General features: G+C 57.2%; 8 protein-coding genes. All 8 read left to right on the top strand.

The window, feature by feature from the left end; translation table 11 throughout:
• Positions 1–674: 674 nt before the first annotated feature.
• Positions 675–2,267, top strand: coding sequence for an ABC transporter substrate-binding protein (locus tag NKI95_RS33625; RefSeq protein WP_352722135.1), 1,593 nt, complete (start codon positions 675–677; stop codon positions 2,265–2,267).
• Positions 2,268–2,395: 128 nt separating this feature from the next.
• A complete protein-coding gene (locus NKI95_RS33630; protein WP_352722136.1) occupies positions 2,396–3,448 on the top strand; it encodes an ABC transporter permease in 1,053 nt (350 codons plus the stop codon).
• A 5-nt stretch (positions 3,449–3,453) separates the two neighbouring features.
• Positions 3,454–4,344 (top strand): ABC transporter permease, encoded by an 891-nt coding sequence (locus NKI95_RS33635; RefSeq protein WP_352722137.1) that lies wholly within the window; start codon positions 3,454–3,456, stop codon positions 4,342–4,344.
• On the top strand, positions 4,337–6,031 hold the full coding sequence (locus NKI95_RS33640) for an ABC transporter ATP-binding protein (protein ID WP_352722140.1): 1,695 nt from the start codon (positions 4,337–4,339) through the stop codon (positions 6,029–6,031). The genes NKI95_RS33635 and NKI95_RS33640 overlap by 8 nt, the downstream gene beginning before the upstream one ends.
• A 266-nt stretch (positions 6,032–6,297) precedes the next feature.
• On the top strand, positions 6,298–6,672 hold the full coding sequence (tnpA, locus tag NKI95_RS33645; protein ID WP_352648906.1) for an IS66-like element accessory protein TnpA: 375 nt from the start codon (positions 6,298–6,300) through the stop codon (positions 6,670–6,672).
• A gap of 50 nt (positions 6,673–6,722) precedes the next feature.
• Positions 6,723–7,016, top strand: coding sequence for an IS66 family insertion sequence element accessory protein TnpB (gene tnpB / locus NKI95_RS33650; protein ID WP_245272725.1), 294 nt, complete (start codon positions 6,723–6,725; stop codon positions 7,014–7,016).
• A gap of 62 nt (positions 7,017–7,078) precedes the next feature.
• The gene (tnpC, locus tag NKI95_RS33655) at positions 7,079–8,701 is read left to right on the top strand and encodes an IS66 family transposase (protein WP_352722142.1); all 1,623 of its coding nucleotides are present in this window, start codon (positions 7,079–7,081) and stop codon (positions 8,699–8,701) included.
• Complete coding sequence (locus NKI95_RS33660) at positions 8,701–8,997, top strand: hypothetical protein (RefSeq protein ID WP_352722145.1); 297 nt, start codon at positions 8,701–8,703, stop codon at positions 8,995–8,997. Before tnpC ends, NKI95_RS33660 begins: the two co-directional genes overlap by 1 nt.
• Positions 8,998–9,308: the final 311 nt, after the last annotated feature.

Raw genomic sequence — 9,308 nt, forward strand, 5'->3', positions numbered from 1 at the left:
AGACAACACGTCCTCCAGCCGCAGAGATTCTCATGGACATGTTACGACAAGGCGCGAGGCATGGCTTCCCAATTCCGAACGGAACAAGATGGGTGAATAGTGAGCCAACCCCACCTCTGCGAAATAGCGTAGGCGCCAGTTCCGCTGTTTGACATGTTGGGTCAAATAGATGGTTCAAGCTACGCGTCCTATTTTCAAGTTCGCGGGCGGCGCCCTTCTTGGCCGACCTGAGCCTGATCGCCGCCTTGGCAGCAGGCCAGGAATTCGAGCCGACCCGCCAGCGACAGTGGCGGCATTCGGTGGGGTCTATATACCGGCAAGACGGAAGAACAGCCCTCTTGGGGGTACAACTGTTTCTGACGGCGCACTGCGACGCACCACGGCTGAGGTGCGGTCGGCCATTTATGACTTCATGGTCCGTTTGCGCGGCGGGCGGCCTGGTATTAAATAGGTTACCGAACGCCGCGTCTGGCGGAAGGTGCGTAGCGCGCAGCATCCGGCATCTCGCCGCAACCGCAAATTGCTGAGCCAGATTATTGCTCATTCGCGATTTATCCATGCCCAAATAGCACTGGACTCGCGATAATCTTTGAACGAATGGTGGTTGCTGCCGCTTCTCAGGGCGACTGGGCGAGCACCAAGACATCAACGAGCAATGACATTGGGAGGTAATAATGTCTGAGAGGAACAAAGGAACGGGCCGTTTCCAGACTTCTCGCCGCGAATTCCTCGGTGGAGCGGCCGCCCTGGCTGGAGTCGCTGGCGTCAGCTCCGTCCTGCTGAAGCCCCGGCTTGCCAAAGCGGCAGAACCGACTAAGGGCGGCTTCATGAAATTCGGTCTCGGCCAGGGGTCCCAGAGCGATTCGCTTGATCCCGCTACCTGGCCCAGTACATTCACACTTACGGCGCTCGGCGGGTCAATGTGCAATAACCTGACAGAGATTCTCCCTGACGGTTCCGTAGCGCCCGACCTGGCCGAGAGCTTCGAACCTTCCGAGGGTGCTACCAAATGGGTCTTCAAATTGCGGCAAGGCGCTACCTTCCATAATGGCAAGGATGTCACCTCTAAAGACGTAATTGAATCTATGCGACACCATATGGGCAAGGATAGCCAGTCAGCCGCGAAGGACATCTTGACCCAGGTTTCGTCGGTAGAGGCGGACGGAGACGACACTGTGGTCTTCAAGCTGGCTAGCGGAAGTGCCGATTTTCCGGTGATGCTTGCCGATTGGCACCTCGCCGTTATGCCAGCAAAGTCGGAGGGCGGGCTGGACTGGGCTGCGAAGGTGGGTACCGGCCCTTTCCTGCTTGAGCAATTCGAGCCTGGCGTGGGCGCGAAGCTAAAACGCAATCCGAACTACCACAAGGATGGCAAGCCTTATCTTGATGAGGTGGAGTTCATCGTCATTGTGGACGGCGTTGCTCGTACAAATGCACTCGTCACCGACGAGGTGCAGTATATGGACAACGTCGATCTCAAAACGCTTAACATGTTGAAACGCAATCCGGACGTCGCGATGCAGTTGGTAGCCAGCCCGCGTCATGCTTCGTTCGACATGAACACCCAGGTGGAGCCATTTGATAACAACGATGTTCGTTTGGCTCTTAAGTACGCCATCAATCGGGAGGAGATCTTAGAAAAGATCTTTTTCGGTACGGCGCAACTAGCAAATGACAACCCCTTAGCGCCGTCAATGCCCTTTGCCATTGATCCGCAGCCGCGACATGCCTATAATATCGAGAAGGCTAAGGAGCATTTGGAGAAGGCAGGTTACAAGACGCTGAAGATCGACCTGTCGGTGGCTGACGGGGCTGCGACAGGGGCCGTTGAGACCGCCGCTTTGTTCAAGGAGCAAGCCGCCAGGGCGGGCATCGAGGTCAACCTGATCCGTGAGTCCGATGACGGCTATTGGGACAAGGTGTGGCTAAAGAAGCCGTTCGTGTCATGCGGCTATTTTGGCCGGCCAACTCCTGACTGGCTTTTTAGCCAATTTTATCAGGAAGGCGCTGCCTGGAATGCAACCCATTTCAGCCACAAGCGGTTCAATGAACTCTTGGTCGCGGCCCGCGCCGAGATCGACCAAGCCAAGCGCGCCGTCCAATATGGGGAAATGCAGCAGATTTTGCACAACGAAGGCGGAGCGATCGTGTATGCCTTCATGAACTACACCAACGCCGTCTCTAAGAAGGTTGGTTTCAACAAAGTCGGCGGCGCGTTTCCATTGGACAATGGCAAAGCATCCGAACGCTGGTGGTTGAACGCATAGCATGAGTCAATGCTTAGCGAGCGCCTGGTTCTTCAGGCGCTCGCGAAAACTCGGCAGCTTCATCACCACTGAAACTTCGGCAAGGAGTCCTTATACCTCCCAGGGGCTTGAGCTTTAAGGATGAATCTATGACACGATTGCGCCTAGCATCGAGCTTGAGGTTAGCTGCGTTGGTTTTGCACCGAAGACTCCTTGACAACCTGGTCGCTATCGCGTCGCCTCTTGGCCGAACGATCATCTCTCGACTGCTCCTGGGAATTTTAACTCTAGCGGCTGTCTCGGTAATCATCTTTTCGACTGTCAGCCTGCTCCCAGGTAATTTTGCCACTGCGATCTTGGGTCAGTCAGCGACACCGGAAACAGTTGCGGCTTTTGAGTCCCGGCTCGGCCTAGATCGACCCATCACAACGCGTTATTTCGAGTGGGTGAATGGCATCCTCCATGGTGATCTCGGCGAGTCCTTATCGTCGAGTCCAGGTGAGCCTCGACTCGTCGGCGACATCATTTCGTTGCGTCTACGCAATACGTTGTTACTGGCCGGGGCGACCGCGCTCATAGCAGTTCCACTTTCGATCGTGTTCGGCATCTTATCGGCAATTTATCGAGGCACCTTCTTCGACCGCCTTGTGAACGGAATTTCATTAACCACGATTTCACTTCCCGGGTTCTTTGTTGGGTATATCCTGATCCTTTACCTCGCCGTGACACTGCGCTGGCTGCCCACGCTTTCCAACGTCAAAGAGAGCATGGACGTTTTCGAGTGGATTTGGCGTCTGGCTTTGCCCGTCTTGACCCTGACGATCGGTGTCGTCGGCCATATGATGCGCATGACCAGGTCGGCGATCGTCAGCGTGCTATCGAGCCCCTATATCCACATGGCCACATGTAAAGGTGCTTCACCCGCACGCGTCATAGTGCGGCACGCCCTGCCCAATGCTTGGGCCCCTATCGTTAACATTGTGGCCGTAAATCTTGCTTACCTGGTTGTAGGCGTCGTGGTGGTGGAGACGATTTTTGTCTATCCAGGTATAGGCCAGACAATGGTGGATGCAGTGCGCACACGCGACATACCGGTGGTACAAGCATGCGCACTAATATTTGCGAGCGTCTATATCCTCCTGAATCTCCTTGCGGATATTGTTGCAATTTCTACAAACCCTAAGTTGCTCCACCCGAGGTGATGGACATGGTGGACATGCCAAACACAGCCGATGCCTGTTCGAGCGTCAAACAGATGACATACCGGCGCAGCAGATTCGGGAATGCGCTCCGAAAAGCTCCCCTCAACGTCAAGCTCTGCTTCGCAATTGTCGCAGTGTACCTGTTCGCCGTCGTTTTCGCGCACCTGATCGCCCCTTTCGGCGAATACGAACTGGTCTCTCGGGAGGCATTCGCGCCGTGGAACCGCGTAAATCTCCTTGGCACGGATCAGCTTGGTCGAGACGTGCTCAGCCGGCTCATCTACGGCGCGCGTAATTCCATTGGGATCGCCGTCATAGCAACGAGCATCTCCTTTTTGTTGGGCGGCACACTGGGTATCATTGCGGCGCTGTTCCGCGGCTGGGTGGATCAAGCTATCGCACGCCTTGTCGATACCTTTATGGCCATTCCGGGGTTGATCTTCGCGCTAGTGCTGCTGTCCATCTTCGGAACATCGATCCTGAATTTGGTCTTTATTATCGCGGTTCTAGATTCAACGACGGTTTTCCGGCTCGCACGCGCGTTGGCTATGGACGTCGCTGTGACGGACTACGTAGAGTCCGCGCAGGTTCGGGGAGAGAACCTGGTATGGGTTGTCGCGCAGGAAATCTTACCCAACATTCTCCCGACAATGGTGGCGGAATTTGGGATCCGCTTCTGCTTTGTGTTCTTGACTATCGCCTCGCTGTCATTCTTGGGAGTCGGCATCCAGCCGCCGATGGCGGACTGGGGATCCATGGTGCGTGAAAATTCCAGCCTCATAAGCTATGGAGACATCACACCTCTAGTCCCAGCAGCGGCGATTGCTGTGATTACCATAGCAATCAACTTTATTGTCGATTGGTATCTGCAGAGTAGGGGAGGTGCTAGTGACTAAGGAGAACCCGAAAAACGAGCGGCTGGTAACTTCGTCGAGCGGTGCAGAATCCGGTGACCGGCTGCTTACTATTCGTGGTCTCGTCATTAATGGTCGCGTCGATGACACCGTTGTTCCGATTTTACGTGGCGTAGATTTTGACGTTCGTCGTGGTGAAGTTGTCGGCTTGATTGGTGAGTCTGGCGCTGGAAAGTCGACACTTGGGTTGGCGGCGCTTGGCATGGTGAAGGACGGATGCACGATCGTCGATGGAAGCATCAATTTCGACGGAATCGACCTCCGCAATAGCCCGGAAACGGTCAAACGTCGCTTGCGTGGCGTGCGTCTCGCTTATGTTGCGCAGAGCGCAGCGGCATCCTTCAATCCCGCGCACAAACTGATCGATCAGGTGGTCGAAAGCGCTGAGATCCACAAGACCGAACCGCGCAAGCGAGCGGTTGAAAAGGCGGTGGTGCTGTTCGGTGAGCTTGCCCTCCCGGACCCTGGTCTGATCGGCGAACGATACCCGCACCAGGTCTCGGGAGGCCAATTGCAGCGCTTGATGACAGCGATGGCAATGAACAGCTGGCCCGACCTCATCATTTTCGACGAGCCGACGACAGCCCTCGACGTGACCACTCAGGTCGAGGTTCTGACTGCTATACGCAACGTCGTCCAGCAGTTTGGAACGGCGGCGATATACATCAGCCACGACCTGGCACTTGTGTCGCAGATGGCCCACCGCATCGTAGTCCTGAAGGACGGTGTCAAGGTTGAGGAAGCCGACACGCGACGCATGCTCGCGGCGCCCGAGCATCCCTACACCAAGACCCTCTGGGCGGTACGCTGCCTTGAAAAACCCCCGGCCGAAGCGGCTCGGTCAATTCTAGATATTCGGCATGTCAACGCGGCGTACGGTCAGCTCCGGGTACTCGAGAATGTCAGTTTGACCGTGCCGCGCGGCCACACTGTTGCCGTGGTCGGCGAGTCAGGTTCAGGCAAGTCAAGCTTGGCTCGAGTTGTTTGTGGATTGTTGGGAGCGCAGCAAGGCGAGGTGGTTTTTGATGGCGCTCGGTTGCCGCCGTTGCGAAAGGAGCGGACCAGAGATATCCTGCGCCGTATCCAGCTGGTCTATCAATCGGCGGACACCTCGCTCAATCCCAGCCACACAGTGCGCAAGCTCCTGTCGCGTCCACTGCGACTCTACTTCGGACTAAAGGGGTCGGCCGCCAACCGGCGCGTAAACGAACTACTCGACATGATCGAGCTGAGTAGGGCTTATATAGATCGTTACCCTTCGGAGCTGTCTGGCGGACAGAAGCAGCGCGTCTCCATCGCCCGCGCGTTGGCGGCCAATCCCGATCTGATCCTTTGCGATGAAGTGACATCGTCCCTCGATCAGGTGATACAAGAGGAAATCCTGAAGCTTTTGATGTCACTCCAGAAGGAGCTGTCAATCTCATACCTCTTCATCACGCATGACCTCGCCATCGTAAATGCGATCGCGGACGAAGTCGCCGTCATGCACCGCGGCCGAGTGGTTAGAGCCGGTGAGAAGAATGCCGTTCTTTCGCCGCCCTTCGATGATTACACTCAACTGCTGATGAGTTCGGTGCCGCAGATGGACCCAGACTGGCTGGATGGAGTGATCCAGACGCGTGCCGGCGACCGGAATCGGCTAAGGCCGGCAATTTCGTTGACTTTGTAGCACCTTATTGTTCTGGACCGAGTTGATGAGCATGAACAGACGCGATGCTGCGAATGTTGGCTCCGTAGCCGTAATCTTTTGACGATGTGACCTGCCACTGAACAGTAAGCGTCCGGTAGGGCTTCCGAGTACCCACATCGTCGGCTTGATCCAATGGAGATGCGTAACCGCCCGATTGTCACCGCCTGCCTGACATCGTCGTGATGGCCTATGACATGTGTTTAACGACGTCGTTTGCGACGTGTCTTGTGCGAGCGAGGTTTGCGATGCGTGTCGAGATTCTTGGTGCTGAACGGCGTCGTCGCTGGGGTGATAAGAAGAAGCTCGACATCGTCATGTCGGTTGGAATTGACGGGGCGACTGTGACTGAGGTTGCCGAGCGGCATGATGTGACACGGCAGCAGATTTACACCTGGCGGCGAGAGCTGAGGAGGAAGGGGCTCCTGTTGCCGTCGGCGGGTCCCATGTTCCTTCCCGTGGACATGCCCGTGGCGCGGAGCGAACCCTGTATGGGCAAAGGCACCGACAGATTGTCAGCGCTGGTCGAATTGCAACTATGCTGTGGGCGGAACCTGCGCTTTGACAGAGAGATCGATACCGCCACTCTGACTCGGCTTATCCAGGCGGTTGAGACAGCATGATCGGACCGGGAACTGGGGTTCGGGTGTACCTTGCCTGCGGGTTCACGGACATGCGCAAAGGGATCGAGGGTTTGGCTGCACTGACGCAGGATGTGTTGCGCCAGAAGCCGACGGGAGGCGCGGTCTTCGCCTTTCGGGGAAGGCGTGGCGACCGTTTGAAGCTTCTTTATTTTGATGGCCAGGGGTTCTGTCTTTATTACAAGGTCTTGCAGAAGGGCCGCTTTCCGTGGCCGTCGGCGGCCGACGGGACGGCCCGGCTGACGTCAGCGCAAATGGCGATGTTGTGGGAAGGAATTGACTGGCGACGCCCCAATTGGGGTGCGCCGCCGGCGCGTGTCGGGTGATTTATCTCTCTGAATCTAATGGTTTTTATGGCTACTCGCCCTGACTTATGGTAGTCAGGTGCATGCCGAATGTCGCCGAAAATCTTCCAGACGATCCTGCCTTTCTGAAGGCGATGATCGCCGCCTTGCAGGCGGAAAATGCGAAGATGTCGGCGACGTTGCAGGCGCATGACCAGTTGATCCAGGCCTTGCGGCTGCGCATTGCCCGGCTGAAGAAACAGGTCTTCGGCAAGTCTTCGGAAAAAGTCGAGCGGGAAATCCAGCAGCTGGAACTGGCGCTGGAGGATCTTTTGATCGCCGCGGCGGAGAGCAATGCCGGGCCAATCAATGAGGCCGACGAGGCAGCGTCTGTCGCGCCTATGACGAACGCGCCCGAAAGGATCACGCGCCGGCGTCCGCGCGTGTCGCACAAGGCAGTTCGCGAGCGCAGGGAGCTCGATCCCGGCGCCTGCTGCCCCGCCTGTGGCGGTGAACTACGTCTTGTGGGCGAAGACACAAGCGAAATCCTCGACATGATCGCCGCGCAGATGAAGGTCATCGAGGTCGCTCGGTTGAAGAAATCCTGCCGCTGCTGCGAAAAGATGGTGCAGTTGCCCGCGCCCAGCCGTCCGATACCAGGCAGCATGGCGGGAGCCTGCCTTCTGGCTTACATCCTGGTCTCGAAGTTCGACGATCACCTGCCATTGTATCGCCTGAACGAAATCTTCGCCCGCATGGGTGCCGACATCCCCGACAGTACGTTGGTCGATTGGTGCGGTCGCGCCATGCAGGTGCTTCAGCCCCTGATCGAGCGGATCGGAACCGTGATCATGGCCAGCGACCTTCTTCATGCCGACGATACCCCGATCCGGGTGCTGGATCGCTCCATGCAGGACAAAGGGCTGGGGAAAGGCGTAAAGAAAGGCAGGATCTGGACATATGTCCGCGATCAACGCCCATGGGCGGGCGGCGCTCCGCCTGGCGCGGTCTACTACTTTGCTCCGGACTGGAAGGAAGACCACGTCCTCCGCCATCTGAGGCAGACAAGCGGCATCCTCCAAGCTGACGGCTACAAAGGCTACGGCAAGCTTTATGAGCCTGGAGCCGATGGAACATCCCGCTTCCGAGAAGCGGCATGCTGGGCGCATTGGCGACGCGACTTCCATGATATCTGGACCTCGAACAAATCCGAGATCGCATGCGAGGCTCTCGACCGTATCGGTGCGCTTTATGACATCGAGCACGGCATTGCGGGTCAGCCTGCCGATGCCCGCCTTGCCGCACGTCAGAAGCATAGCAAACCAAAGATCGGGGCATTCCGTGTCTGGATCGAAACGCAACTGACCCGCATTCCGGGCAAGAGCGATTTGGCAAAAGCCTTCCGTTATGGCCTGAGCCGCTGGCCATCATTGTGCCTGTTCCTCGAAGACGGCCGCGTCGCCATGGACAACAATGCCGCCGAGCGAGCCCTGCGCCCGATTGGAATCGGAAGAAAAAACTGGCTATTTGCCGGCGCCGACACCGGCGCGGAGACCCTGGCTCGCGCCATGACAATCATCGAGACGGCCAAGATGAACGGCATCGATCCGCAGGCATATCTCGCAGACGTGCTCGACCGCATCCAAGATCACAAGATCAATCGCCTCGACGAGTTGCTTCCCTGGAATTGGTCACCTGTCACCGCCATCTCCGCCGAGGCTGCCTGATGGCAACGGTGACCCATGTGTTCAGCATCGACTACGTCGCCAAATTGCTCGATGAAGATGCCGAATTCCTTCAGGCGATCGTCAGCAATGATGACAACCTGAGCTACGGCAGCATCATCAGCGTCTACACCGGACCGGACGAGGCAATAACTTCGCTTACCCGCGACGGAATGGAAGAGCTGGAGCAAATGCTTACCCATGCGCGCCGCACCGCTGACGAATGGAGTGACTTCCTCGAAGCCTTCGTCGATGACCAGGAACTCATCGCTCGCATCAAAGCGAAATCTCCGCGGTAACAACCGGGCGGTTACGGAGATGCCGAAGGCGATGTCGTGCAAGCGGGTCATGCCGCGCCAGACGACCATGTTGCCGGGAGGCGGATCATGTTTGCGGGCGAGATAGCCGCCAAGCATGGCGATTTGCAGTAGGTAAGCGGCGAGCGTGGGCCGTTGGAGGCGTGGTCGCGTTCGGGACGCGTCGATCCGGTTGAGCACAGTGATCTCGGCGAAGGTGAGAACGCTGGTAAGCGCCAAGCTGACCCCATCTGGCGCGGCTTGAGGTGATGAGCGAGACATACTGACACTGAAGCAAGGAGCCGAGGAGCTTG

The organism is Mesorhizobium sp. M0306 (assembly GCF_040321655.1).
Classification (GTDB): domain Bacteria; phylum Pseudomonadota; class Alphaproteobacteria; order Rhizobiales; family Rhizobiaceae; genus Mesorhizobium.

Bases quoted from the DNA above. Each gene is read 5' to 3' on its own strand.
- tnpC (WP_352722142.1), top strand. From the start codon at position 7,079: ATGCCGAATGTCGCCGAAAATCTTCCAGACGATCCTGCCTTTCTGAAG.
- NKI95_RS33635 (WP_352722137.1), top strand. From the start codon at position 3,454: ATGGTGGACATGCCAAACACAGCCGATGCCTGTTCGAGCGTCAAACAG.
- NKI95_RS33660 (WP_352722145.1), top strand. From the start codon at position 8,701: ATGGCAACGGTGACCCATGTGTTCAGCATCGACTACGTCGCCAAATTG.
- NKI95_RS33625 (WP_352722135.1), top strand. From the start codon at position 675: ATGTCTGAGAGGAACAAAGGAACGGGCCGTTTCCAGACTTCTCGCCGC.
- tnpA (WP_352648906.1), top strand. From the start codon at position 6,298: ATGCGTGTCGAGATTCTTGGTGCTGAACGGCGTCGTCGCTGGGGTGAT.
- NKI95_RS33630 (WP_352722136.1), top strand. From the start codon at position 2,396: ATGACACGATTGCGCCTAGCATCGAGCTTGAGGTTAGCTGCGTTGGTT.
- tnpB (WP_245272725.1), top strand. From the start codon at position 6,723: ATGCGCAAAGGGATCGAGGGTTTGGCTGCACTGACGCAGGATGTGTTG.